The 25755-nt window shown below is 43.9% G+C and carries 31 protein-coding genes and 1 riboswitch; of the genes, 29 read left to right on the forward strand and 2 right to left on the reverse strand.

Features of this window, described 5'->3' with window-relative positions; all coding sequences use genetic code 11:
- The first annotated feature begins 93 nt into the window (after nt 1-93).
- Nucleotides 94-1668, forward strand: a complete 1575-nt coding sequence (levB, locus tag NIE88_RS14940) for a 2,6-beta-fructan 6-levanbiohydrolase (RefSeq protein WP_373689445.1) — start codon at nt 94-96, stop codon at nt 1666-1668.
- Between the two features lie 65 nt (nt 1669-1733).
- Here levB and NIE88_RS14945 read toward each other — a convergent pair whose 3' ends face one another.
- Nucleotides 1734-4664, reverse strand: a complete 2931-nt coding sequence (locus NIE88_RS14945; RefSeq protein ID WP_253063303.1) for an insulinase family protein — start codon at nt 4662-4664, stop codon at nt 1734-1736.
- A 346-nt stretch (nt 4665-5010) separates the two neighbouring features.
- Between NIE88_RS14945 and NIE88_RS14950 the strand changes: the two genes are divergently transcribed.
- The 16 genes from NIE88_RS14950 (at nt 5011) to NIE88_RS15025 (ending at nt 18036) form a co-directional block, all read left to right on the forward strand.
- A complete protein-coding gene (locus tag NIE88_RS14950) occupies nt 5011-5694 on the forward strand; it encodes a lantibiotic protection ABC transporter ATP-binding protein (RefSeq protein WP_253063423.1) in 684 nt (227 codons plus the stop codon).
- A 1-nt stretch (nt 5695) separates the two neighbouring features.
- The gene (locus NIE88_RS14955; RefSeq protein ID WP_253063305.1) at nt 5696-6454 is read left to right on the forward strand and encodes a lantibiotic immunity ABC transporter MutE/EpiE family permease subunit; all 759 of its coding nucleotides are present in this window, start codon (nt 5696-5698) and stop codon (nt 6452-6454) included.
- Nucleotides 6451-6789 carry an ABC-2 family transporter permease gene (locus tag NIE88_RS14960; RefSeq protein ID WP_253063307.1) on the forward strand — a complete coding sequence of 113 codons (339 nt, stop codon included), beginning with the start codon at nt 6451-6453 and terminating at the stop codon, nt 6787-6789. The genes NIE88_RS14955 and NIE88_RS14960 overlap by 4 nt, the downstream gene beginning before the upstream one ends.
- 5 nt (nt 6790-6794) lie before the next feature.
- A complete protein-coding gene (locus NIE88_RS14965) occupies nt 6795-7442 on the forward strand; it encodes a response regulator transcription factor (RefSeq protein ID WP_253063309.1) in 648 nt (215 codons plus the stop codon).
- Nucleotides 7408-7992, forward strand: coding sequence for a sensor histidine kinase (locus NIE88_RS14970; RefSeq protein ID WP_253063311.1), 585 nt, complete (start codon nt 7408-7410; stop codon nt 7990-7992). Before NIE88_RS14965 ends, NIE88_RS14970 begins: the two co-directional genes overlap by 35 nt.
- Nucleotides 7993-8092: 100 nt before the next feature.
- The gene (locus NIE88_RS14975) at nt 8093-8515 is read left to right on the forward strand and encodes a DUF1801 domain-containing protein (protein WP_253063313.1); all 423 of its coding nucleotides are present in this window, start codon (nt 8093-8095) and stop codon (nt 8513-8515) included.
- 15 nt (nt 8516-8530) lie between these two features.
- Nucleotides 8531-9052, forward strand: coding sequence for a GNAT family N-acetyltransferase (locus NIE88_RS14980; RefSeq protein WP_253063314.1), 522 nt, complete (start codon nt 8531-8533; stop codon nt 9050-9052).
- 188 nt (nt 9053-9240) lie between these two features.
- A riboswitch (SAM riboswitch) is annotated at nt 9241-9345 on the forward strand.
- A gap of 182 nt (nt 9346-9527) precedes the next feature.
- Nucleotides 9528-11234, forward strand: a complete 1707-nt coding sequence (locus NIE88_RS14985; protein WP_253063315.1) for a peptide ABC transporter substrate-binding protein — start codon at nt 9528-9530, stop codon at nt 11232-11234.
- A 153-nt stretch (nt 11235-11387) separates the two neighbouring features.
- Nucleotides 11388-12344, forward strand: a complete 957-nt coding sequence (locus NIE88_RS14990; protein ID WP_253063316.1) for an ABC transporter permease — start codon at nt 11388-11390, stop codon at nt 12342-12344.
- A gap of 7 nt (nt 12345-12351) precedes the next feature.
- Nucleotides 12352-13266 (forward strand): ABC transporter permease, encoded by a 915-nt coding sequence (locus tag NIE88_RS14995; RefSeq protein WP_253063317.1) that lies wholly within the window; start codon nt 12352-12354, stop codon nt 13264-13266.
- Nucleotides 13238-14281, forward strand: a complete 1044-nt coding sequence (locus NIE88_RS15000) for an ABC transporter ATP-binding protein (RefSeq protein WP_253063425.1) — start codon at nt 13238-13240, stop codon at nt 14279-14281. Before NIE88_RS14995 ends, NIE88_RS15000 begins: the two co-directional genes overlap by 29 nt.
- 151 nt (nt 14282-14432) lie before the next feature.
- Nucleotides 14433-14669: a hypothetical protein gene (locus NIE88_RS15005; RefSeq protein ID WP_253063318.1), complete on the forward strand. Its 237-nt coding sequence runs from the start codon at nt 14433-14435 to the stop codon at nt 14667-14669.
- 344 nt (nt 14670-15013) lie between these two features.
- Nucleotides 15014-15379 (forward strand): hypothetical protein, encoded by a 366-nt coding sequence (locus tag NIE88_RS15010; RefSeq protein WP_253063319.1) that lies wholly within the window; start codon nt 15014-15016, stop codon nt 15377-15379.
- A gap of 234 nt (nt 15380-15613) precedes the next feature.
- Entirely contained in the window at nt 15614-16351 is a 738-nt protein-coding gene (locus NIE88_RS15015; RefSeq protein ID WP_253063320.1) for an IclR family transcriptional regulator, read from the forward strand.
- 27 nt (nt 16352-16378) lie between these two features.
- Complete coding sequence (locus tag NIE88_RS15020) at nt 16379-17566, forward strand: MFS transporter (RefSeq protein WP_253063321.1); 1188 nt, start codon at nt 16379-16381, stop codon at nt 17564-17566.
- 14 nt (nt 17567-17580) lie between these two features.
- Nucleotides 17581-18036, forward strand: coding sequence for a heme-degrading domain-containing protein (locus tag NIE88_RS15025; RefSeq protein ID WP_253063322.1), 456 nt, complete (start codon nt 17581-17583; stop codon nt 18034-18036).
- A 190-nt stretch (nt 18037-18226) separates the two neighbouring features.
- Here the strand turns inward: NIE88_RS15025 and hemH are convergent, their stop codons facing one another.
- A complete protein-coding gene (gene hemH / locus NIE88_RS15030; protein WP_253063324.1) occupies nt 18227-19213 on the reverse strand; it encodes a ferrochelatase in 987 nt (328 codons plus the stop codon).
- A 138-nt stretch (nt 19214-19351) separates the two neighbouring features.
- Here hemH and NIE88_RS15035 point away from each other — a divergent pair, with 138 nt between their 5' ends.
- The 12 genes from NIE88_RS15035 to NIE88_RS15090 all read left to right on the forward strand — a co-directional run bounded on the left by NIE88_RS15035 (nt 19352) and on the right by NIE88_RS15090 (nt 25704).
- The gene (locus NIE88_RS15035) at nt 19352-19852 is read left to right on the forward strand and encodes an AAA family ATPase (protein ID WP_253063326.1); all 501 of its coding nucleotides are present in this window, start codon (nt 19352-19354) and stop codon (nt 19850-19852) included.
- A 131-nt stretch (nt 19853-19983) separates the two neighbouring features.
- Entirely contained in the window at nt 19984-20427 is a 444-nt protein-coding gene (locus NIE88_RS15040) for a MarR family winged helix-turn-helix transcriptional regulator (RefSeq protein ID WP_253063329.1), read from the forward strand.
- A 4-nt stretch (nt 20428-20431) separates the two neighbouring features.
- Entirely contained in the window at nt 20432-20827 is a 396-nt protein-coding gene (locus NIE88_RS15045; RefSeq protein ID WP_253063331.1) for a YvaD family protein, read from the forward strand.
- The gene (locus NIE88_RS15050) at nt 20824-21156 is read left to right on the forward strand and encodes a DMT family transporter (protein WP_373689446.1); all 333 of its coding nucleotides are present in this window, start codon (nt 20824-20826) and stop codon (nt 21154-21156) included. The genes NIE88_RS15045 and NIE88_RS15050 overlap by 4 nt, the downstream gene beginning before the upstream one ends.
- A gap of 377 nt (nt 21157-21533) precedes the next feature.
- The gene (locus NIE88_RS15055) at nt 21534-21815 is read left to right on the forward strand and encodes an MFS transporter (RefSeq protein ID WP_373689447.1); all 282 of its coding nucleotides are present in this window, start codon (nt 21534-21536) and stop codon (nt 21813-21815) included.
- A gap of 13 nt (nt 21816-21828) precedes the next feature.
- The gene (locus tag NIE88_RS15060; protein ID WP_253063334.1) at nt 21829-22353 is read left to right on the forward strand and encodes an MFS transporter; all 525 of its coding nucleotides are present in this window, start codon (nt 21829-21831) and stop codon (nt 22351-22353) included.
- A gap of 21 nt (nt 22354-22374) precedes the next feature.
- Nucleotides 22375-22620, forward strand: a complete 246-nt coding sequence (locus NIE88_RS15065; protein ID WP_253063335.1) for a hypothetical protein — start codon at nt 22375-22377, stop codon at nt 22618-22620.
- A gap of 301 nt (nt 22621-22921) precedes the next feature.
- Nucleotides 22922-23131 carry a helix-turn-helix transcriptional regulator gene (locus NIE88_RS15070; protein ID WP_253063336.1) on the forward strand — a complete coding sequence of 70 codons (210 nt, stop codon included), beginning with the start codon at nt 22922-22924 and terminating at the stop codon, nt 23129-23131.
- A gap of 3 nt (nt 23132-23134) precedes the next feature.
- A complete protein-coding gene (locus tag NIE88_RS15075; protein ID WP_253063337.1) occupies nt 23135-23536 on the forward strand; it encodes a hypothetical protein in 402 nt (133 codons plus the stop codon).
- A 126-nt stretch (nt 23537-23662) separates the two neighbouring features.
- Nucleotides 23663-23995 carry a winged helix-turn-helix transcriptional regulator gene (locus NIE88_RS15080; RefSeq protein WP_253063338.1) on the forward strand — a complete coding sequence of 111 codons (333 nt, stop codon included), beginning with the start codon at nt 23663-23665 and terminating at the stop codon, nt 23993-23995.
- A gap of 84 nt (nt 23996-24079) precedes the next feature.
- Nucleotides 24080-24691 (forward strand): nitroreductase family protein, encoded by a 612-nt coding sequence (locus NIE88_RS15085; protein ID WP_253063339.1) that lies wholly within the window; start codon nt 24080-24082, stop codon nt 24689-24691.
- Between the two features lie 194 nt (nt 24692-24885).
- Complete coding sequence (locus NIE88_RS15090) at nt 24886-25704, forward strand: basic amino acid ABC transporter substrate-binding protein (RefSeq protein ID WP_253063340.1); 819 nt, start codon at nt 24886-24888, stop codon at nt 25702-25704.
- The last annotated feature ends 51 nt before the right edge of the window (nt 25705-25755 follow it).

Below are 25755 nucleotides of genomic sequence, written 5' to 3' on the forward strand. Positions count from 1 at the left end.
TGGTTCATAATAAGCACAAGACAAAAATAATGTCGATTATAGGCGACATTTTCTTTTTTTGCGTAAAAAATGTGCGACGATGAATGCTGTGACATGCTGGAGGTTTTTCTTGTGAACAAAAAAATATGGACGATGAGTAGTTTCATAATGCTTGGGCTGCTTCTTGTGATTATAACGCTCGTCCTTTCTCAATCATTTCGCTCGAAGGAAAAGCAAGTGATTCCTAAGAAGAAGGATTCCTATCGCCCGGTCTATCATTTTTCAGTACCGGAAAAATGGATGAATGATCCGCAGCGACCGCTCTATTTTAAGGGTAAATATCATTATTATTATTTGTACAATCGTGATTATCCGAAAGGGAATGGAACAGAGTGGCGGCTGGCTACTTCCAAGGATCTCATACACTGGAAGGATCATGGAGTTGCGATTCCGAAATATACGAATAAAAACGGCGATATCTGGACCGGATCTGTTGTGCGCGATAGGGAAAATACGGCCGGCTTCGGTAAAAATGCGTTGGTTGCACTTGTGACTCAGCCGCCCGCGCATCGAGATCAGGAACAATTTCTGTGGCACAGTACCGATGACGGGAAAACATTTAAACAGGACAACGAAAAATCGGTACTGCCCAATCCGGGAGTAAAGGATTTTCGCGATCCAAAGGTGATTTGGGATGGAGTGCGTAATAAGTGGGTGCTGCTGCTCGCTGAAGGGTCAAAAATCGGTTTTTATGAATCTGAAAATTTGAAGGAATGGCGCTATATGAATGGGTTCATGACTCATGATATCGGGATCGTTGAATGTCCGGACCTGTTTCAACTACGCGCAGGCGACGGAACCGTCAAGTGGGTACTCGGCGCAAGCGCGAACGGAAAAGCAGCGGGACTGCCGAATACATACGCCTATTGGATTGGTGACTTTAATGGTGAAAAGTTTACCGCTGATCACGATGCGCCGCAATGGCTGGACTATGGATTCGATTGGTATGCCGGCGTGACATTCGAAAACGCGAGGGCGTCGCTCGATTCGCGCTATGCGATCGCTTGGATGAACAATTGGGATTACCCGAACATTACGCCCACTTTAAAGAGGGATAAATTCAACGGGGTAAACTCAATCGTGCGCAAAATTCATCTCGTTAAGCAGGATGACGGCTACAGCCTCGCTTCTCAGCCGGCTGCCGAACTGGATAAGCTTGCCGCATCGACGCAACAGCTGAAAACAATTCGCGTCAATGGGACGAAAACACTCGATGCGCGTGGAACTGCGTATCAGCTTGAAGCCGACATTTCATGGACCGACGCCGGTAACGTCGGGTTTAGGTTGCGTGAATCCGAAGACAAAGAACGGCATATTGACGTTGGTATTTTTTCAACCGCAGGGTATCTCTACGTCAATCGTGCGTTCACAAACCAGCCGGATAAAAGTAAAAAATATTTGGAGAGCCATGCGCCGCTTGCGGCCGGAACCAAGCGCGTACATCTGAAAATTCTCGTGGATAAAACAAGTATCGAAGTGTTTGTCGACGACGGTAGGACTGTGCTTACGAATCAAGTGTTTCCGCGCCTGAACGACGAGGGCATCAGCCTATACTCCGAAGGCGGCACCGCTGTTTTCGAAAATATGAAGATCAAACATTTCCGATCAATTAATGAAACGACGAAGTAAGGTGACTGAATGAAGCCAAAAAAGAGCTGTGAGCAGAGTCGCTCACAGCTCTTTCCCAATCCCAATCAGTCAAATACGTTGACGCATGATTGAAACAGTTCCTTGTTTTCTTGAATTTTCCCTTCATTGCCGAGGACACAGACCAGACCTTGGTCGGTAACTTTTTTCAGCAGCTGCCCGAAATCGTTGATGTCGGTGCGGTTGGTATCAAGCACTGCGTCGCGAGTTCCTTGCACGTCGGCCTGAGTGATGTGCTTGAAATACTGGGCGTCGGCCATGCTGCCTTTGCCGCGCGGCGTCAGCGGTGTATCAAGATCGGACAAGGTTCCGATGATGTATTTTGTCATTTCAAAATCATCGGCATCAAACGCTTCGACAAATTTTGCTGCGTTATCATATATCGACAGCGTTTCCTTCAAATTCGGATCTCGGTACGACCAAAAGATCAGGTTGCCTGCCGATTCGAGCGCGAGTCCCGCGCCGTATGCGCCACCCATCACGCGCACTTGATTCCACAAGTAATCAAGTGACAGGATTTTTTTCAGTACCTGAAGCTTGCCTGTGTAATCATAACCGAGTGACTTAAAGTTCGCGCCTTTTGCCGCATATTGAACCTTGCTCGAAGTCATCAAGCCTTCATTTTTCGCTTCCGGTTCCGGCAATTTTTCCGAACCGCGTACTGCGGCGGCATCTGTTTGCAAGTCCAGCTGAGCGAATTGCGTCTCAACGGTACTCAGTATTGCGGCGTCACCGGTAATGCTTGCGACAAGGGACTTTTTGTTAAACAGCAGTTTTGCCAGCGTGGATAGAGTAGCGGATAATTCTTCAAAACGATCATCCCAATTTTTATCCAAATCTGAAATGAATCGGTAGAAATCCAGCCCTCTCAGTTTTTCACCATAAGCGGCAGCCTCTGAAAAATAGGAGCCGAGCCGGCGGACGACAACCGATTGACCGTTTTGGTTAAAGGACATCTCCACGCGGGATTTGATTTCTTTGACAATCTCTCTAATTCGTGATGCGTTGTCAAACTTGCTGTGGTAGATGATCTCATGAATGAGTGCAAATGCCTGAGGCAATTTATCTTGAAGCACTTTTGTTTTTGCAGAAAATTTCGGCGCATAAGCATCGTCATCAGACTTATCCCCATAAGTCTGATTATCAAAATCAATGCCGCCGGTGTGAATATTGATCTCACTAACTAAATCTGAGTAGGCGTATTTTTCCGTATCGACTTTCCCAAGTACTTCCTGCAAAAGGGTGAGACAGGAAATTTGATCGGCAGGAACCGCTGACGCGTCAAAATAAAGATTGACGTAGGCAATCTTGTTGGTTTCCAGATCATGGTAGAGTGTTTTGACTGCGTCAATCGTCACTTCTTTCAGCGGAAGTTCCTCAGCCTTTTTCGCTACGTCGGCAATCGACAGTGTTGGAATTTTACGCAGATCTTCGGGACTGTCTGCGCCGGACTGACGCGCCTTAAGTTTCTGCGTTTCGTCGATAATCTGCTGTACGCCTTCGACACTTAAATTTTTCTTGACGTCCGCCAGCTTCGCTTCAACGAGTTTGGCTTCCTTTTCTGCAATGGTTTTTGACGGTGCAATCGTCACAAAGGTTTGATGATTGCTGTTCAGCAAATAGTTTTCAATAAGTGCCTCGAAGTAATTGCTCGTTAGCGCCTGCTTGATTTTTATCAAAGTGCCTTCGAATTTCAGATGCATGAACGGATCTTCGTCATACAGCCAGCTGTCCATTGACATGATGCTGTAGACCAACCCTTTTGGCATCGATCCGTAATCGGCTTCGCGCAGCTGGAATTCTTTGACGTTGATCGCCGCTTCAATCTGTTTTTTATCCAAACCGTCTTTGACAAATGTGCGCAGTGTATCGAAAACAACCTTTTTAAAGGCTTCCTTTTGGTTCTCATTCGCGTTTTTCACATTAATGGAGAAAAACGGCTGGAGCATGCTGGTGTCATAAGAACCGAACACATCTTGGCCAATGCCCGCGTCAAGAATCGCTTTCTTAAGTGGTGCTGCCGGACTGTCGAGCAACAGATAATCGAGAATATCGAACGCCAGATAGGTTTCCGGGTTGGTAGAGGTCGAGACGGCGAAATTCATGCTCAGGTAGGTTTTATCCTTTAAATCCGTATCAGGGAGCACCGGGTATTCCTTGATAATTTCATTGATTTTGCCGATCGGCTTCTGCACGGCGATCGACGAGTCGACAGCGGTGCGATCATAGCTGTCAAGATACGCCTGATCCAGATAGGCAAGCTTTTCTTCAATGTCCATATTTCCGTAAAGATAGATATAGCTATTGGCCGGGCTGTAATATTTTTTATGGCATTGCAGGAAGTACTCTTGGGTCAGATCGGGAATATAAAGCGGATCACCGCCGGATTCATAGCCGTAGCTCGTGTCCGGAAACAGCGAGTTCTGATTCGCGCGCATCAGCAAGCCCTCGGGGGAAGAGAACGCGCCTTTCATTTCATTGTAAACGACGCCTTTATAATTGATCGGATCGTCGGCGTTTTCCAACTCGTAATGCCAGCCTTCCTGTTGCAGAATTTCCTTGTATTTATAAATGTTCGGGTGAAACACGGCATCGAGATAGACGTCCATTAGATTCTGAAAATCTTTATCATTTTTACTTGCCACCGGATACATTGTCTTATCGCTGAAGGTAAACGCGTTCAAAAAGGTGTTGAGCGAACCTTTGAGCAGCTCAACGAACGGTTCTTTTACCGGATACTTATCCGATCCGCATAGGACCGAGTGCTCAAGAATGTGAAAAACGCCGGTGTTATTTTCTGGAGGCGTGCGAAAACTGATTGAGAAGACTTTATTGTCATCGTCGTTTTCCAGAAACAATAACTTCGCGCCGCTTTTCTCATGCTCGAATACATAGGCCTGTGAGTGAATGTCTTGAATCGTGTCCTTGTGAAGCAGGCGAAAACCGTGGACAACCTTGTTTTGAGTAAGAGTTTCCATTAAAAAACCTCCTGTTTAAAGATGTTTCGTCCCCAGGCTCATGGCACTGAGCGGAAAAAGGCGACATATTTATTATACATTAATAAATGAGAAAAAATGCCATTGACAAACCAAAGCTTTCGTTCGCGATGTTAAATAACCATGCTTCCTCATTCACTAAGGTTAATCGTTCACTTACTTAGGATAAAATCTTCAATTTATCATTCCCACTTTTCATTTTTTTATTGCCCTATTCGCGTTCGGTCAAAAGAGCCGCCGGCCGTAACAAGAATTTCGGCTATTGAGCAACCTTGATTATCATTTAATTATTTTTTTTTCGTACCCTTTAGAGCATGGAGGGGATTGCATCATGAAAACTATTATTGAAACAAAGCAGCTGACTAAATTTAAAAAGGAAGTGGCACTTGAAAAGGTGTCTATTCATGTAGAAGAAAATTCCGTATATGGACTATTGGGTCCCAACGGAGCGGGCAAATCGACTTTATTAAAATCAATAACAGGCGTGCTCAGACCTGATTCCGGCGAGATTTTGCCATGGAAGCATGGGGATTTGGCTCATACTGGCGCTATGATTGAAGGCCCGGCGATTTATCCGAATCTGACGGCGCAAGAAAATTTGCGAGTATTAGCGACACTGCTGGACATTGATAAAGCGCGAATAGCTGAAGTTCTGCGGATTGTCGATCTCAAAAATACCGGAAATAAGACAGCTAAACATTTTTCGCTAGGGATGAAACAGCGACTAGGCATTGCGATGGCTCTTTTGAATCAACCTAAATTATTGATTTTGGATGAACCAACGAATGGCTTGGATCCGCTCGGTATACAAGAACTTCGAGAATTGATCCGCTCCTTTCCGGAGCAGGGAATCTCAGTCATTTTGTCCAGTCACATTTTGAGTAAAGTAGAGCAGGTTGCCGACACCGTAGGCATTATTTATAACGGTCATTTATGTTACGAGAACAGTAATGATCAACGGAAAGAAAACTTAGAACAACTGTTTATGGATATCGTAAAAAGGAGCAGATGAAATGATGCTTATACGTCAAATTAAAGCAGAATGGTTAAAAGAGAAACGTTCTGCAAATAGAAAACTAATGATGATGACACCGCTTGTTTTTATCATGTTCAGCTTTTTAATGACTCTATTGATGGGAACAGCGCCAAAAGGCAAGAGTTATCTGGTTGCCGCGGCGTTCAACTGGTATCCGTTAATCATTTTGCCGGTCATTCTCACTTTATTCGTTACCAATATCAAGGGAAAAGAAAAAACCGTAAATGAAGTTTTCACCCGTTCTTTAGGCATTGATTCCAGCTATCAATGGATGGCTAAGAATATGATCGTTATTTTTGAACTATTGATCACGTTGGCGTTTTCCGGCCTGCTCGTTCTTCTTTTGAACGGTCTATTGTTAAATGACACTATTTCCTTTGGCCGAATTGTCATAGCTACTGCTTGTCTGTTTCTGGGAAGTTTGCCTGTCGTCGGTATTAGCTTTGTACTCAATCGCTTTTTGAATCGAATCATCGTGATCTTGATCAACTTCATTCTGAGTTCGGCCGCCGCACTCATCGCGGTAGAAGGAAGCTGGCTGCTCTTCGCATGGTGCTACAACATTAGAATGATGGCGCCAACGCTGGGGCTCCATCCTAACGGTACATTTTTACCTGCCGGCAGTCCTTTGCTCAATACCGGCTCTATTGGAACAGGGGTACTTCTCTCACTTATTGTTTACGGTCTCATTGTTATCATACAAACAGCCCTTTCTAAAAGGAGAAATGGACGATGATTCAATTGATGTGGGCGCATTGGTTAAAAGCGAAGAGAACGTTTGTTCGAACGATGCGTCTCTTGCTGCCTGTCGTGTATTCAAGTGTTCTCTTTTTATACTTTTATAGCCGGGGCAAATCAGGGGTAACGGCATTGAATGAGTACACCACTTTTTTCCTGTTTTTTACACTTTGCGCGTTATTTACACTGAGCCTACTTATTCCGCTCTTACTGTCTCCGGACAGAGAAGCCGGAAACTTCGGCAATGAATTAAGAATCGGCATATCGAGGGGAAAGTTGTTTGTCAGTCGATTCTTTATGATTTTGATGCTCGTCACGATCATGATCTACTGAAACTAATGAATCAAGCACTTAAATCCAGCAATGAAGTGACGACGAGAGATAACGCGATTGGCATTGATCCCAATCAATTAGGTCTCTATGATTTAATTATTCTTGATGTGATGATGCCTGAAAAAGACGGATTTGATTTTTTAAGAGAAAATCGTTATTACATCGACGCACCGGTTCTGTTTCTTACTGCCAGAGATTTTGAAGAGGATAAGCTAGAGGGCTTTGCCTCGGGAGCGGACGACTATATAACGAAACCTTTTTCAATAAAAGAACTTCGCGCGCGTGTCGATGCTCATATGCGGCGAGAGAAAAGGAAAAAGCACAGTCGCTTATCGGATGGTCCGGTGGCATGTGATCTGATTCAAAAAAAGTTCTTTGCCAATCAAATGCCGATACAGCTTACTCCATCCGAATATGAACTATGTGTCTTTTTATTGCGGAACAGCAAGCAGGTCTTTTCAAAAAAAGATATCTATACTTCTGTTTACGGATATGACGCAGTTGGCGACAGTCAAACAACGATTACGGAACGAATCAAGCAGATTCGAAATAAATTCCAGAAAGCGAACATTAATCCAATCCAGACGGTTTGGGGAGTCGGGTATAAGTGGGACATCAATGGAAGAAGAATCATTGATCACGGGACAGTCTGAATATTTAGCTGACTTGAAGAATGGTGTAAAACGTTTAGAACAGTATATCGAGCAATTAAAAAAAATCAGCGGTATTTCGAGTCAAAAAAGAATCAAGATGCCGATCAATAAGCAAGTGGTTGGCAGCTGGGTAGCGTTGGCCGCCTCCTTATCCAAAAATGCCGGATTGACGCTCGAAGTACGGTGTCACGACGAAAGCAGTCTTCGCATCGATAAGGAACAACTGTCAAACGCCATTCAAAATATTGTTGTCAACAGCGTTGAGCACGCGCCGCCGGATTCGCCGATTATTCTTTCATTTGAAGACACACCCGGAAGTTACCGAATAACAATCATCGATCAAGGGCCGGGCTTTAGCGAGCAGGCGTTAAAAGAAGCGACCGGCAGATTTTTTACGACAAAAACAAAGGGCGCTCCGCACTACGGACTCGGATTGACGATTGCCGCTGAGTCGTTAGCTAATAATCACGGAGAATTGAAGCTTGAAAATAGTTACGTCGGCCGCAAAATAAACGGCGCAAAAGTGACGATTTTATTAAATAAAAGGTAGAATTAAGGTTTATGCGGTGCATTTTTAAGGAATTTCAAAGCTAGTTAAGGATTTAGGCACAGGACTTTTTCAGATGAAAAAATCGGCGAGGTGAGCGAAGTTGGCCAATAAAGAAGCAAAACTGAAGCAAAACGACAACAACGTGATTGAATTCATTGAAGCTGTGGAAAGTCCGAGAAAACGCGAGGATGCTTATCGGTTACTGGATCTTTTTACGGAGATAACCGGTTATGAGGCGAAAATGTGGGGCCCGAGCATCATCGGATTCGGCTCGTATCATTATAAGTACGCGTCCGGGCATGAAGGCAACGCCCCGCTCACCGGATTTTCGCCGCGAAAAGCGAAGATCAGCTTATACCTGACCATGCCCGATGATGAATACGAAAAATTTGCAGCAGATTTTGGTAAACATACACGCGGAAAAGCATGTATTTACGTCAACAAGCTCGCGGATATCAATGTCGCGGTGCTGAAAGAGATGATCAAGGTGTCAGTTATTTTTTCAAAAAAGCAGAATCGATGAATCGGGGGAGACAAGATGTCCATTCAATTAAAAGAGGAATTTTTAAAAGGTGCCTTGATTCGACTCGTGCCAACTGAAGAGGCAGATCTGACCTTCGTGAAATCGGTGGAGCGAGCAGTGGAGAACGCCCAATTTGTCGGCGATTGGACAGTAGCGGAGCATCAGGCTGCCCTCACGGATCACGACAAGCTTCATTTTACTGTGCGCGATGGAGGCAATGTGCGTGTGGGATACATTATTTTAGCGGGCGTCGCCAGCAGCGATCATAATATTAATCTCCTGCGCATCGCCGTTACTCAAAAAGGGAAAGGCTATGGAACAGAAGTGCTGTTTCTTTTGAAGCGTCTATGTTTTGAGGGGTTAGGCGCGCACCGGCTTTGGCTGGATGTGGTTGACGATAATGGGAGAGCGAGGCATGTGTATCAGAAAGCGGGCTTTGTTCAAGAAGGCGTGCTGCGCGAGTGCATGCGATATTCTGATCGCTATAAGTCTCTCATTGTAATGTCGCTTTTGGAACATGAATATAGTGAAAAGTAATGGTCACTTTATTATTCCTATGATACTTATGGTGGCAATCAATGCGTTAAACCAGGATTACCGCACAGGCCTCGACCCGGATAACTTTGATTTTTAATTATACACATTGAAATTAGGGTGCCGTATTGGCCTTTAAATACATGTTGACAGATAGGATTAATTGGGATAAACTACAATTAATTTCATAATTCTTATCTAGAGTGGCGGAGGGACTGGCCCGATGAAACCCGACAACCTGCCTATGTGCAAAGGTGTTAATTCCAGCAGATGATCCAATGTCTGACAGATAAGAAAAACAGTATCCGTTAGCCAGCTGCTTTTTCTTATCTTTGAGAAAGCAGCTATTTGATTTGCATAAAAATAAATCAAAGAGGGAGGAAATACATAATAGAAAGATTGCAGAACTACAGTATCAAAGATTTGATACATGACTCATCGAGTCAGAAAACATTAGAGATAGAAATGGGGAGACGCTATGTGTTCAAAGAAATTAACTGCAACGATTTGTGCTGTTCTGTTGATTATTACTTCACTGTTAACAGCGTGCGGATCAAGTGAATCAAATCAATCATCCGGTCAGCAACCCGACAAGAATCAAACGCTGAATCTGTTTTTTGAATCACCGACCACACTTGATGTGAACGATGTACGTAATTCAAGTGAATTCCAGATTCTGTCACAAGTTCAAGAGGGACTTGTGCGTACTTATACGGATAAAAACGGTAAGGAAAAAACAGTGCCAGCAGGTGCAAAAAGTTGGAAGATTACTAATGGCGGAACGGTATACACATTTAAACTTCGCAATTATAAATGGTCGGATGGAAAAGAAGTAACGGCGCAAAATTATGTGGACTCAGTGCTTCGCCTCCTTGATCCAAAAAAAGCATTTTCTTATGCTTTCTTTGCTTATGACATTAAAAATGCAGAAAAATATTATGCGGGCAAGGCAAAAGCAAAAGACGTCGGCGTCAAAGCTCTTGACGATAAGACTTTGCAATTCACACTGGAAAAACCGACACCGCAATTTAATAAGAAATTCGGTTTTGTCGCATTGTTTCCAATCCGGCTTGATGTTATTAAAAAAGGTGGAGAAACCTATGCAACCGATTATAAGGCACAGGTTTTTAGCGGACCTTTTGTTATTAAGAGCTGGGTTAAGGATAACAGCCTAGTATTGAAAAAGAATCCGAAATACTGGGATGCAAAGAATGTGCATCTTAAAACTGTAAATTTAAAGAAAGTAGACGAGACGTCAACTCAGGCCTCACTGTTCCAGTCGAAACAAACGGATGTTATTGCTGCTCAGCAGCAATACATCAAGAAATGGGCTGGTGAATCAAAACAAGGTAAGATTCAGTATATTCATGGCAATACGCCACTCACAAGCTATATCGTATTTAACCAGAAGTCCGGCGGTACATCAGGTTTACTGAAGAACGCGAAAATTCGTTTGGCGCTATCTCTAGCGATTAACCGTGAAGATTTGGTTAAATTGGTGTTCGGCCGCTACCGTCCGGCTTATGGATTGATTCCAAACGGTATTCAGGTAGGAAATAAAGACTATCGGGATGACGTTGCACAACCGCTGAAACCTCTGTATGACAAATATAACGGCAATAAGAGCGAACTTCAGGAATTGTTTAAAGAAGGTTTGAAAGAGCTGGGTGTTAAGAAAAGGCTGAGCGATATTACATTCACTCTGATTACGACCGGCACCGATGCACTTTCAAAATCGGAACAGGAATACTATCAGCAGGAATGGGAAAAGAATCTGGGTGTCAAAGTTAAGCTGAATGTTCTTGAATCAAAATTGTTTGTTGCACAGCGAAATGCAAATAAATACGATCTCCTGCTGAACGGCTGGTTCGGCGATTATAATGATCCATCCACGTTTACCGATATGTGGACAGCGAATAATGGATTTTCGAAATTCTTCGGTTTTTATTCAGATAAAAAGTATGATGCATATTACAAGAAATTGGATGGTGTAACCGATGATGCCCAACGCGAAAAAATTTATGCACAGCTAGAAGATTTGCTAATTGCTAAAGACGCGGGTGTGGCGCCAATCTACTATGGCGATTCACAGTACTTTGTTCAAAACTATGTGAAGAACATCAGCTTCCCACTCTTTGGTACGCCGATTGACTTCAGCCGTGCTTACATTTCCGGCAAGGAATAAGAAAGAAGTATCGCCTTTTTTATGAAGTTTGAGGAATGAGTATAGTTATAGTTGCTCATCCATAGCAGTTTATTACAGGAGAAGAAACATGTCGTTACAATGTTTTCTTTTCCTGTATTTATTAAATTTAATAATAAATAGGAGTCATCACACATGCTAATCTATACATTTCGCCGCCTTGCTGAGATGATTTTGACTTTGTTTATTATTGCGACAGCGACATTTTTTCTGCTTGCGGCCGTGCCCGGCGATCCAATTTCAGACCGGGTTGAAAAATTGCCGACTCAAATAAGACATAATATGTATGCAAAATATGGATTGAATAAACCGCTACTTCAACGATATGTGATTACAATGAAGGGCCTTGCTGTAGGGAATTTTGGCGAATCCATTATTTATCCGGGACAAACTGTTCAAAGTATTCTGCATGACAAACTGCCTGCTTCTGCTCGATTGGGCATTCAGCAAATGGTGCTTGGCATTACCATTGGCTTGGGACTCGGAATTATTGCTGCTATGAAAAAGAACACATGGATTGACTACAGTATTATTACAGCGGCCATACTGCTGATTTCGATTCCGCATCTGATTTTCGGTTTGCTTCTTCAAAAAATGTTTGCCGGAAATCTTGGCTGGTTTCCCGTTATCGGTTGGCCGAAAGGCAAAGATTTGTGGACTGGGGGATGGGAATATACCATTCTTCCGACATTAACTGGCTGCTTTGCCTATATAGCCTCGTACACACGACTATTAAAAACATCCATGCTTGATGTCGTAAATCAGGACTATATTTTGACGGCGGAGTCCAAAGGAATATCTAAAGCACGTGTGGTTCTTAAACATGTACTTCGAAATTCAATGATTCCGATCATTACGAATCTGCCGATGAGCATTGCCATGTGTATCACTGGATCTTTTTTTATTGAACGAATTTTTTCCATTCCCGGAATCGGTATGTATTACGTCACGTCGGTGAATGGAAGAGACTTACCATTGATTATGGGACAAACCGTGATCATATCAGCCATTTACGTTACCGTAATTTTTATTACCGATGTTCTCTATACGATCGTCGATCCGAGAATTCAGATTCAGGGCGGAAGGAAGTAGCATCACGATGGAACTAACGAAAATAAGCTTTAAGAAATATAATGGCAAGCGGCTGAATGCTGAAGAGCTGTCCGGCTACTCGGCAACGTATTGGAAAGATGTATGGCGTAGACTCATGGTTAACCCAACTGCAATGCTTTCGCTTGCGGCACTGGTCATTATTATTATACTCGTTATTATTGGTCCGCTCATCAGCGGTCACGATATTTCATCAATTAATCCACGACGAGCAAATCTGAATCCATCGCTTGAGAATTGGTTCGGTACCGATAATTTAGGCAGAGATCTATTTACACGCGTATGGTATGGCGCTAGAGCTTCCATTATTGTAGCGCTCGTCTGTACATTGATTCAAACAGTGACCGGTTGCTTATATGGCGGTGTCATGGCTTACTTCGGTGGCTGGGTAGACGAAGTGCTGATGCGCATTATTGAAGTTATGACCTCAATGCCGACGTTGTTGATTACTATTCTGACCATGATGGTACTCGGAAACGGGATGGTCGCGCTGCTTGTTGCCATGAGCGTCACCTCATGGTGCGGGACGGCGCGCTTAATTCGTGGTCAAGTCATGCAGCTTCGAGAGGCGGAATATGTACTTGCAGCTGTGGCGCTGGGTGCTTCGCCATTTTGGGTGATTTTAAAACACTTGATTCCGAACACATTCGGTCTGCTCATGCTGACAATTGCAACCAGTATCCCGGACTATATTTTTACCGAAGCAGGACTAAGCTTTCTTGGAATTGGACTGCAGCCGCCGAATACAAGTCTTGGCGTACTGATCTCGATCGGGCAGCAGACGATGGACTTCTTTCCAATTCAGTTGCTGGTTCCCGGACTGATTCTTTGCACAATTGTTCTCGCTTTTAATCTTCTGGGCGATGGATTGCGTGATGCTTTGGATCCAAGAATGCGCCAATGAGGGAGGGATAACGATCACACAATTACTTGAGGTAACTAATCTAAGCGTTTCCTACCATACGTATGCGGGCGAGGTCCAATCGGTACGAGGCATATCCTTTGATGTAAAAGAAGGAGAAACGCTGGCAATTGTTGGAGAATCAGGCTGTGGTAAATCAGTTACAGCACGATCAATTATGGGTCTTATCAAACCGCCGATTGGAGAGATCAAGCTTAGCAGTGAGATACGCTATCGCGGGAAAAATATTTTGACGTTTACGTCCAAAGAGTGGGCATATTATCGCGGAGGCGAATCATCGATTATTTTTCAGGATGCCTTGACCGCACTTAATCCGACGATGACGATAGGCGATCAAATTACCGAAAATATATTTGCACATGAGAAAATATCTAAAAAGGCAGCAGTTGAGCGTGCCACCGGTCTTTTAGAACAGGTGGGCATCCCCGATGCGTCAAAAAAATTGAAAAGTTATCCGCACCAGCTATCCGGTGGTATGCGTCAACGTGTGATGATCGCCATTGCCTTTGCTTGCAATCCGAAGCTGCTGATTGCGGATGAACCGACAACAGCGCTTGATGTCACCATCCAAGCACAAATTCTGGATATGATTCGTTCACTGCAGGTAAAGAAGAATACATCGGTAATGCTGATTACGCATGATCTGGGGATCGTTGCCAACATCGCCAGCAGAGTGATCATTATGTATTCAGGGAGAATCGTAGAACGCGGTTCCAGTGATGATATTTTTTATCATCCGAAACATCCCTACACGATTGCACTGTTACGCGCGATTCCGAAGTTGACCGATAAGTCGAAAGAAAAACTCTATTCTATTGAGGGCCGCCCGCCAGACTTGTTAGATCCGCCCAAAGGCTGCCCTTTTGCGGCAAGATGTCCCTATTGTATGAATGTATGCGTGGAAGCCAACCCCGAATCTTTTGATTTCGGGCTCGGACATACGGCTTCTTGCTGGCTGCATCATTCTCAGGCGCCGAAGGTGGAATGGTCGATCTAAATGTTTTTGAGCGAAACTGTGATCTATAAATTAGGGGTGCGTGATGAGACGAATCATTGATTTTATTAGGGATTTACTGAGATCCGTTTGGATAAGTTTTATAAGCATTTTTTTGGTAATGGTCTTTACGACATGTGCAGGATTTTTCCGATTGAATGGGGATGTAAAAGCACTTCTCTTATTAGATCAACGTGTTCTGCTTATCGTTTCTTCACTCGGATTATTTGTTGTGGCAGGACTAGTACTCAAAAGATCTACATATAAACTGGTGAATGAACCGAGTTGGAGGAAACGATTTAGATATTTTAACTTTGTCGGAGTACTTGCTGTTATTTTTTTCGGTTTTATCCTTGTCGCGGGAGCAATTGATTACTGGTTACAACGATAGACATGATGATTCTTAATATCAAAGTTTTAAAGGTTAGGGACGATTAGCAGAGAATGTGATTAACGTACTGAACCAAAATCACTGCACAGGTTTCACTTCGGATAATTTTGATTTTTAATCGAATAAAGGGTGAGTCCGACTTCTCTCTGCGGGAGTCGGCTTTTTTAATTGGCGAAACGTTCGATAAAATCAGAATCAGCTACACCTAACGCACGTGATCAAGCTGAAGCAATGGGTCTGACAAGGTGAAATTACGTTTGACAAATCGGCGAATTTCTTTTACATATTTGCTAGAATCCATGACTTTTACTGAAATTACGCGAAACAATAGGATAGGTGAATACATGAGCGAAAAAGTGCTCGAGTTAATTCTCGATAAACTGACAAGTATGGACGGCCGCATGGGTAACATGGAAACCCGTATGGACCATATGGAAGAAAAACAGGATCTGATGCAGGCGCAGCTCGACGAAACTGACCGTATCCTTAAAGCGGTTTATGATCGTCAAGAGGTGTCGGATGCGAAGCTGACGGCGCTGAGCAGTGACGTCGACAAGCTGCATGGCTACGTGAAGAAGATCGATGAAAAAGTCAATCACAGTCAGCAATCCATGGATAAAATGCTCAAAAATCAAGCCGCAATTTTTGAAATGCTCGGCGAACATGATGTTTCCATTCGCGCATTGAAAAAGAAAGCAAGATCATCGTGAGCCGCAGTATTACTTGAAGATAAACCGCGTCAATGAATTCCCCAAAACACATCCACCGGCAGCGGTGACACAACTCCAAAATCGAATAAATTCAAAAATGCCGGTGCCGCGCAAAGGTTCAGGTTATTCTTATACCTATCCCAAAGTTTCAATTATAGAAACAATAGAATCAATATTTGATTTTCCATCTCGTTCTGTTTATGATGGGCACATCCAAGAAAGAGGTGAACCGAAATGAGTCAGTATGAGGTGGCCACCTTAAAAAAGGGACTCCTGATTTTGGATGCTTTACGTCAGACAGAAGCGCTGACACTTAGCGAAATAATCGAACAATTGAACTTAAATAAATCCACTGCTTTTCGTTTGGTCGCGACACTTGAAGCGATGGGTTATGTGAAAAAAGAAGGAAAATCCTATCGTGCAAGCCATAAACTCAGCATCTATTCCGCACCTGAATCAGTAAAAGTGAATTGGCTGACGGCCGCGCCGCTGCACCAACTAAGTGCGGAGCTAGGTGAAACCGTCTATGTGGGAACGCTGATCGGAACCGATGTCCTTACCACTCAAGTCGTTGACGGGAATCATGCGATCCGCAGTCATTCGGAAATCGGTGATCGGGCAGCGGCGCATTTAAGCGCACTGGGAAAAGTTATTTTAGCTTTTCTCAATGATCACGAACGCGAATCTTTGTTTCGACAGCTGACACTCGTACGCAAAACGGAGAAAACATTTGCTGATTTTCACTTGCTCCGTGCCCATTTGGCCGTCATACACGATCAGGGCTACTCCGTTGACGATGAAGAGACGGAAATCGGTCTTCGCTGCGTTGCGGCTCCAATTTTTTATCATGGCCGAGTGATCGCCGCCGTCGCTTTATCAGGACCGGCATCTCGGCTCGTAAAAAAGAAGGATAAGCTGCTGAGTAAAAAGTTAATGGCTTGCAGTAAGCAGATCTCTAAATTGCTTGACTAATGGTGCTTTTATAATGGAGGTTTACCTATGAAAGAAATGTCTGCCAAAGCGCTTGTTGGCATCTATTCTCTGGCAATCAGCGCGTTTGCGATCGGCACAACCGAATTTGTTATTGTCGGTCTGCTTCCGACGATTGCCGCGGATCTGCACATTTCCGTAACAAAGGCCGGGACACTCATTTCGGGCTATGCTGCAGCGATCGCGATTGGCACGCCAATTATTGCAGCGCTGACCGGGCGTATTCCCAAAAAAGGCTTTTTAATCATGCTCATGACTCTGTTCACATTGGGAAATGTGATCGCGGCACTTTCCGGAACTTATGAATGGCTGATGGCGGCACGTGTGCTTACGGCGGTTACGCATGGTGTATTCTTAGCGATTGCCGCAGTCGTTGCCGCTTCACTTGTGCCGACTGAAAAAAGAGGTACGGCAATTGCCATTGTCTTTACCGGATTGACAATTGCGACCATCGTCGGTGTTCCTCTGGGCACGTATATTGGTCAGCATTTCGGCTGGCGCGCGACCTTCGTTCTCATTGCTGTACTCGGCTGCATCGGGCTGATCATCAATGTTTTCACGATTGATCGAATTAAACGGAGCGCACACGTACCGACGTTGAAAGACATGGTGCAATGCATTGGCAATCCGCGCATTCTCATGGCCTTTGTCATGACCTGTCTCGGTTTTGGCGGGACGTTTACTTTATTTACTTATTTATCGCCGATTCTGGAGAAGGTAAGCGGATTTTCAACATCATCCATATCGTGGCTGCTGCTGCTCTACGGCGCGGCCGTCGCCATTGGCAATATTTTAGGCGGGAAAATCGCCAACGTGCACCCTGTAAAAGGATTGCGTCCGGTTTTCCTGTTCCAGTCCGTGGTGCTCTTGCTGCAAATGTGGCTTTTGCCGAATAAAGCGTTGAGTCTTATCTCGATTTGCCTGCTCGGACTATTCGCATTTATGATGTCGCCCGGCGTTCAAGCCTACATGGTCGGCTTAGCAGAGAAACTTGTTCCCGCGGCGAGTGATATGGCATCTGCGCTAAATATCTCCGCCTTCAATGTCGGCATTGCGGTCGGGTCAACCTTGGGCGGATGGGCCGTTGACTTCCTGACCTATCTCGATACGGCTTGGGTCGGCGCATTGATGTCCGCGACAGCTTGTGTACTGGCAATTATTAATTATCGGATGGATAAAAAACAAAAACTATTTTAATGGAGGCACGTATGATGACCTTACAAGAACTGGAACAGCTCGAAAATGAGCTTCAATTTGATCAGTTTACCAATGAGGATGCGCTTCAGCTTGGACTGTTATTGATTGATTATGCAAAGAAAAACGGCAAATCAATCGCCATTCATATTGAAAGAAATCGCGTCCCGCTGTTTACTTATTTAATGGAAGGAACCTCGGAGGAAAATGTCTACTGGTTTGGGAGAAAGAAGCGAGTGGTCGATCATTATAATCACAGCTCGCTTTACATCGGCAAACGTTTTGAAGCCGGCGGCCTGACCCATGATCAGAATTCGCTGCTCCCGCCTTCCGAATATCAGGCGGTCGGCGGCTCATTCCCGATTCGTGTTCGGAACGCGGGTGTCCTCGGCTCCGTCACCGTTGCCGGCCTGACCGCGCAGCTCGATCATGATTACGCTGTTGCCGGTGTGAGGAGCTTTTTAAAGAAATAACGGATACAGTAAAAAGATCGGGACAGCTTCCCGATCTTTTTTTAATAAAAATAAGTATTAAAGAAATAAGAAATTTTCGGCTAACGGCGCTCACAATTTATGAGCAATACCGAAGTCACCGCATCCTGCGGCTCGCCCCGTACTCGTCTATCCATGAACCTGCGGCGGAGGTTTGGCGTAGCTCAATTTTCTAATAACGGTTCTTTATTTTGGCAGGCATTTTCAGCCTTTGCCGCACCAGATCTTCGAGACAATCGATAAAAAACGGATGATCATTGACGGCCGGAATATAGTCGAACTGCTGCCCGCCCGCTTCATAAAAGGCGTGGGCATTTTCCTGCGCGAGTTCCTGAAGCGTCTCTAAGCAATCAGCACTGAAACCAGGTGCGATCACGGCGATGTGTTTTACACCTTGTCCAGCCAGTGCTCGAACGGTATCAATCGTCGCCGGTTTCAGCCATTCCTCGTTACCGAATTTCGATTGGAAAGTTTCCAAAATGGATAGTTCCGGAAACTGTTGCCTGATGATTTCGGTTGTGATCCGGCAGCGCTGCGGATAATCATCTTCGTTTCGCGCATAGCGGATCGGAATCCCGTGATAAGAAAGAAGGAGTCGTCCGGGCATGCCATGATCGGAAACAGTGTTGCGGATGCGATCAGCCAGGGCCGCGATATAGCTCTGATGATCCGGGTAATCACGAATGAACGCCAGCTCCGGCAAATCGCGCCAACCCGCAAGCGACTGCTGCAGCCCGTCCCAGACGGATCCGACCGTCGTCGACGAATACTGCGGATAGAGCGGTACGACAACAAGATGACGTACCCCCCACTGATGCAACTTTTCCAATTCCCCGCTTAAATGGGGTGTTCCGTAACTCATTGCCAGCACAGCCTTCACACCGGTATCCGCCAATCGTTCCTGAAGCGCAGCCTGCTGCCGGCGGCCATTGAGCAGAAGTGGAGAGCCTTCGTCTGTCCATACGGATTGATACAGCTTCGCCGATTTCTTCGGACGCACGCGCAGAATGATACCATGAAGAATCGGCAGCCACTTCCAACGCGGCAAATCAATGACGCGCGGATCACTGAGAAATTCGGCTAAATAGCGGCGCACAGATTTCGGATCCGGCGCGTCTGGTGTTCCAAGATTGACAAGCAGTACGGCAGTCTTATCCATGATCAAGCTCCGTTCACTACAGAATAAATTAAGTGTATCAAAAAAAGGCAGGCGTAAACGCAGAGATTGCAAAAAATTTATTTGGCTGATCCGCTGCGGAGTCGTTAAACTGAAGAAAAAGGGACAGGCGGTGAAACCATGAAAATCTATATTATCGGTTCGGTCGGCAGCGGCAAAACAACGTTGGCGAGGAACATCGCCAAAAAAACAGAGATCGCCGCCTATGAACTCGATAACGTCGTCTGGGAACATCGCCCTGACGGAGACAGGCGCCGGATACCGGCGGAACGTGACGCTATTTTGCAAGACATTTTGAAAAAGGATTCGTGGATCATCGAAGGCGCGCAGTATGCTGATTGGGTGCTTCCTGCGTTGCGGAGTGCTGACCGGATTATTTTTCTTGATCCACCGAATAGGGTCATACAGCATCGGATCGTTAAACGGTTCATTCAGCAGAAATTGCACTTGGAAGAGGCTAACTATCGACCAACCTTTCACATGCTCTGGATGATGTTTCAATGGAGTGCGCAATTCCAGAAAGAGGGAAGATCACAAATTTTACATATGCTCAATTCTTTTCAGGAAAAGACGGTTATTTTGAAAGTGAAAAAGGATCTGAACAAAACAGTGTCTCTTTGAAAAGGCCTTGATTCACGTTATTTTTTGAAAAAGTACTTGAGATCAGTCATAAACATTGATAATATAGTTAAATGAATTTAATTAAATAAAATTAATTAAAATATTTAAACTAATGTGTTGGAGGTGGTTTTATGTTTCAGGAACACTTGTCGGTGATCGCAAATTATCTGTGGAAACAATCCGTTATTGAGTTGAACCGAACGTTATCTGAATCTGAGGTTCGCCACTTCAATATGAACGATTACTACTATTTAACGATTATTTATCAAATGGAGACTCCTAATCTGGGAAAACTAGCAGAAGAACTCCAATTAACAAAACCGGCAATATCGGCGATTGTAAAACGGTTAACAGAAAAAGGATTCGTTGAAAAAAAGCGGTCGACGGAGGATAAGCGTATTTATCATCTTAAAGTAACTGACAAAGGCAGGAGGATCATTGAGAACGATTATAAGTCCTTCAAAGACTTGGAAAATTTATTGGCAGAAACCATTTCAAAAGATCAGTTGAACGTGCTGAAGCAGATATTTGATCAAGTAGTGGATCGTCTGAAAGAGAACAAGGCGAAGGTGTAATCAGATGGGTAAAATGAAAGTATTCTTCTATGTTACGGATATCGGGTTTTTGCTTTATTGGCTGATTACGTTTTTGCATGTAATTCCCGAAAATATGCTTTTTAAAGATTACAATAATCCATTGCTTGTCTCTTGGAACTGGTCGTTTCTTCCACTTGATTTATTGATCTCGTTCACTGGTTTGATGGGGCTTTATTATTTCCGTAAAGGAAATGTTGCTTGGCGAAATTTTTCGTTCGTTTCTCTTGTATTAACTTTTTGTTCAGGATTGCAGGCGATTGTCTTTTGGACCATTCGACTCGATTTTGATTGGACTTGGTGGCTGTTTAATTTATATTTAATGATTTATCCACTGTTTTTCCTTCCTAAATTGTTGAAACAATCCGAACAGATGAGGTGAGCAAGTTGAGTTGGTTTTTTCTCGTATTCGCTATTCTCTTTGAAGTCTGTGGGACATTGCTGATGAAGCTGTCCAAGGGCTTGTCACATTTTTGGATTGATGTGCTGATGATGGTTGCGTACATGGTCAGTCTCGGTATGTTATCGATGGCATTGAAAAAAATCGACATCAGCATTGCCTACGCCATTTGGTCGGGCATGGGCATTGTTCTCATCGTTGCCATTGGTGTTCTGTTTTTCAAAGAGTCGCTTTCATTGCCTAAAGTCGTTTTTATCAGTTTGATTGTGATTGGCGCCATTGGTTTAAATGTGTTTGGCGAGGGACATTAATTTTATGAATTATTTTTTAAAGTAATAAAATATATAGGCGGTATCTGGTTGCAGGTACTCTAGTATGGGCAACTCAGGGTTTTTTGTTTGATTTATTTAATCTATAGTAACAGATTTTTTTGCTATACTTTAGACAATTTAAAGGTAGGGGAACTACAGATGCAAAAAAGAAAACGCTTCTTCTCAAATCAGGAAGCAGGAGGCTGCATCGCTTAACATTCGCAAGATCTCCTGCTTTCCTAATTAAACCTAAATTTAATTAGAGAGTGGGACAACCATTTTGAAAACAATTGCTTCATAATAATCCCCACTTATTATTTTGACCCGATTTTTTCGACACGATGAATTTCCTGCAGCCGGTCATGACGCTTTTTTACATGCAACACGGTTTGAGCGTGCGGGACATCTTTATCATACTTTTTTGCTGGAGCGTCGCCGTGCTGATTGGGGAGATTCCTACCGGTGTTTACGCGGATCGTTTCGGTGCGAAATGTTCCTTTATTACCGATCCCGTACTCAGAATAGCAAGTATTGTTTTACTTTTTTTCGCATCGGAGACTTGGATGTTTTTCGTTTGCAGCTTTATCAATGGTTTTTCCGTCACTTTTTATTCGGGAGCCGATGAGGCATTCATCTATGAGTCTCTGATAAGAGAGTGATGAGGAGCATCGAATGGATCAAGCGATGGGAAACATTCAATCCGCCAGCTTCATTGCAATGATTGTTGCGGTTTTGTTCGGTGCCTACATGGCAAAAGACTTGAGCAGATCGCAGTTTGATCTGCTGATCCTGCTCACCATCGCGTTTCAATTGGCTGAACTCATGCTGACATTATTACTGAAGAAGCTGAAACGCGCTGCTGATCTGTTTGAGAATCCGCTTCGCCGCATCAAGGAAGGTTTTCTTGTCATTAAGCGAAAGCCGCTTTTGCTGTTCATGTTTCTGAATGTCACACTCGTGTTCATTCCGGTTGGTGCGGTGTTCAAAAATCTTGATCAGCCATTCCTGACCCATGCGGGTGTTCCGGTTGCTGCTATCGGTCTGTTTTATGCCGGAGCTGCCGCGCTCGGTTTTTTTACCTTTCGCTCAATCAGCTGGCTGACCGATCATTATTTCCGAATTGTGCTGATGTTCGTAATCGGCGCGTTGTCAGTTATCGGCTTAGTATTGGCGGCTTTTACCGGAGCAGCACTGTGACTGGCAATCGGCGTGTTCCTTTTGCTGCGGATCGTCCATGTGATTTGCTACCCGATCTATTCGCGGATCAGCAATGATTACATTCCATCGTCGGTCCGCGCGACAACGATCTCGCTGCTGTCGATTGTCGATTCCAGCTGCGATTTGGCGGTGTTTCTGGCCCTGTCTTTTGTTGCAGCTGGCGATTCGATGCAGTGGATTTTTCTCGGGGCCGCAGCGATTGCCTTGTTCGGCATGCTGCTTCCGATTCGGCCATTAAAAGAATAAATCATCAAGGAACTGGGTGCGTCCGGTTCCTTTTTTTGCAGGTAAAAAAAGTTTAACGTCGTTTTGCCCTTGCTGGTACGACGATCAACGTCATAAGATTTGGTTAGGGCGATCAGGTAAGCGCCCAATCTGAGAAATAAACGGAAAAATTCCGCTTATTTTATATGGGACAACGCGAAAGCCACCGCATCCTGTGGAAGTAAAATCTTAAACAGGAAAATATGTAAAGATATGTTTACATATAGGAGAATTGATGATATATTGCGTGTAAAGATATCTTTACTTTATGAAGGGAACTGCCATGAATGTTGTGAATCATATTCGGGAAATTCGTCTGAAAAACGGCATTACACAAGTGAAGATGGCGCAGGATTTGAAAATTACTCGCCAAACGGTTAATGCAATTGAAAAAAACAAATACAATCCGAGCTTGGAACTTGCCTTGAAGTTAATTCGGTATTTTAATGTGCCAATTGAGGAATTGTTTCATCTAGAAGGGGATGACGAATAGTTAATGAAGAAAAAGCGTTTGGAACAACTAACCATGGGCGTTCTTTTACTTGGCATGATCATCGGCGGCTTTATCGGTATGCACATAGCCGGCGTGACTGTCGACTTTGGCATTGCGGCGGCAATTGTCGGCACTCCGCTGCTTGTGTTTCTCGTCATATTTTTATTGAATGCGTGGCGCAGGAACAGACTGGGAACGATCCCGGAAGCAGATGAGCGCACCGCATTAATTTTGAAACGCTATTTTCTAGGTGTCTTGTACTTTGTGCTATTTGGCAGCGGAGCCGCTTTGCTTGTTTTGTATGCCATGGGTATTCAAGCGATTGAAACCGGGATGCTGCTTGTCTTCATGATGATTTTGTATTTGGTGATCGGAATCGGTACGCTGATTGCAGCAAAACTATGAGATCCTGCGCAACGGCCTCTGTAATGAATTGAAAACAAATTGTCAATAATAAAAAAGAATCTAATTAATAAAAGTTAGTTGGTTATTTATTGTATGTATAGTACAATAAAGAAAGGGGTGAGCGTCATGCAAAGAGCAGTTTCAGTCTGTCCCAAATTAGAAAAAGCTTTTCAAATTTTAGGGAAAAAATGGAATGGCTTGATTATAGAAGTGCTTCTAGTCGGAGAAACTCATTTTAGTACCATTTCCGGATCGATTCCCGAATTGAGCGATCGAATGCTTTCCGCACGATTGAGAGAGCTTGAAGAAATGGGGATCATTGAGCGCATTGTTGATACCGGATACCCGATCCAAGTGACGTATCGCTTAACGGAGATGGGCAAGGGATTCAAACCGATCTTGGATGAAGTTCACAATTGGGCAAACAAATGGTATGGAGATGTCACTGAAAAAAAGTAAGTGCAAATGCTTTACTTTTTTTTAATTATAAACTATATTTATGTAAGTAAAGAAAAATTAATTAGTTGAGGAGTGTTTTCGCATATGACAAACACATTTATTCATGCAATCGAAAATCGCAGGTCCATCTATGCCCTAGATAAGAACGTGAAAGTAAGCAAGGAAGAAATCATTAAAACCATTCAGGAGGCTGTAAAATTCGCACCTTCCGCATTCAACTCACAATCGGCACATGCGGTTGTCCTGTTCGGGTCCGAAAGTGAGAGAATCTGGGGTGAAGGCGGTATTGCGGAACGAGAATTGCGCAAAGTGATTCCTGAAGGTCAATCGTTTGATTCGACAGCTCAGAAGCTTGCTTCATTTAACGCAGGTGTCGGAACCGTACTGTTCTATGAAGATCAAGCTGTTGTCAAAGGTTTGCAGGAAAAATTTGCGCTGTATGCCGACAACTTCCCGGTATGGTCGGAACACAGCACAGGACTAACACAGTTCGCGGTATGGACCGCACTGTCCGAAATCGGTATTGGCGCCTCACTGCAGCACTACAACCCGCTGATTGATGCGGCGGTTCAAGCTGAATTCGACATTCCGAAGAACTGGAAGCTGCGCGCGCAAATGCCGTTTGGAAATATTGCGGCTCCGGCGGGCGAAAAAGAATTCGCTCCGATCGATGAGCGTGTCAAAGTATTCGGCTGATTATACGCAGCAAAGACCGAAGGGATCACATTCCCCTTCGGTCTTTTTTGTTAACTTTTCTATCATGAGCTGTAATAAAATAGCTCAAATTGTTCTAAAATTCAACTTTTATCTTGCTATCACTTTCACGAAGAGAGTATAATTAAAAATAATTTAATTTGCATGTAATCAGAAAGACACAGGGGGACCTTTTCATGATTAAGAAATTATCTGTTGTATCACTTTTACTGATATTCATTTTGATTTTTACGGCCTGTTCATCCGGCAGCAGCGGTTCATCGGATTCAGGCAAGAAAGCATCGACGAAAAAAGTATTGCGTGTCGTTAACGATGCCACTTACCCGCCTTTTGAAACATTGAATAAAGGTAAAATGGAAGGTTTCGATGTGGACGTCATGGCGGCGCTTGCAAAGGCGGCAGATTATAAATACAAGCTGGTCAATGTCGGTTGGGATCCTGTGTTTGCCGAATTGAAGTCAAAGACAGCGGACATGAGTATTTCAGCGATTTCAATCACGAGTGATCGCGAGAAAACATATGACTTCTCAAACCCATATTACCGTTCAATCAACGAAATCATGGTTCCGAAGGCGAGTAAGATCGCGTCGGCACAGGATTTGAAAGGCAAGACGGTTGCCGTTCAGCAAGGAACAACCGGTCAATATGCAGTAGAAAAAGTACTTGGGAAAAACAATCCGAAAATCAAAAAATTTAAAACAGTCAACCTTGCGATTATGGAAATGCTTAACCACGGAGCGGATGCAGTTGTGGCAGACAACGGTGTCATGGATTACTATGTGAAAAATAACCCGGGTAAGAACCTAAAAACAGTCGGTGATGAAAAAACGTTCGACGGCGAATTTTATGGCATCATGTATCCGAAAGACAGCAAGTTGAAATCGGTATTCGATAAAGCCATCAAGAAAATTATTGATGATGGTACCTATACGAAAATTTATAAAAAATGGTTTGATAAAGAACCGGATCTGGACAAGCTGCAAGCACAGAATTAATGACTGAAATGAGGATCAACAATTGAGAGTTGCTTAACACTTGTTAAGCAA

This window comes from Sporolactobacillus shoreicorticis (genome assembly GCF_024125445.1).
Classification (GTDB): Bacteria; Bacillota; Bacilli; order Bacillales; family Sporolactobacillaceae; genus Sporolactobacillus; species Sporolactobacillus shoreicorticis.